The 553-nt window shown below is 44.5% G+C and carries 1 protein-coding gene; it reads right to left on the minus strand.

All coding sequences use genetic code 11. The features are described 5' to 3' along the window. On the minus strand, positions 1-499 hold a 499-nt coding region (gene mtnN / locus R7Z77_RS27695), incomplete at its 3' end, for a 5'-methylthioadenosine/S-adenosylhomocysteine nucleosidase (protein WP_318137352.1). Positions 500-553: the final 54 nt, after the last annotated feature.

Raw genomic sequence — 553 nt, forward strand, 5'->3', positions numbered from 1 at the left:
GGAAGTTTTCACGAATGAACGCTTGGCGCTCAGCCGTGCAAACAAACGCATCGCCCGTACAGATCAAACCGCGAACGGCATGTGTATTTGCCATTTGCTCGAGTGCTTTTTCTGCTAGGTCCATCAGTTTTTCATCCGCTTTGAATGCTGCTGGTTGACCTGCCATTTGACCAATTTCATAGCCAAAAGCAGTCACGTCTGCATCATGGTGGCGCACTTCTGTAGAAATCACTACGTCACCTAGATTTAGGCTTGAATCGAAACCACCAGCAGAACCTGTGTTGATAACCACATCTGGTTGGTATTCATCAAGAAGAATTGTTGTACCAACTGCCGCAGCAACTTTACCGATACCAGATTGTAGTAGCACTACATCTACATCGTTAATTTGACCAGAGAAAAACGTACAACCTGCTTTGTTTACGGTTTGGCAGTTTGTCATAGCTTCTTTCAGGATGGTCACTTCTTGTTCCATCGCACCGATGATACCAACTTTCATAGCACTCTCTTTAGATAAAATATTTAATCGGCGAGAGTATAGCACTCCCTGTCA

It is taken from the genome of Vibrio sp. 1401 (genome assembly GCF_033340295.1).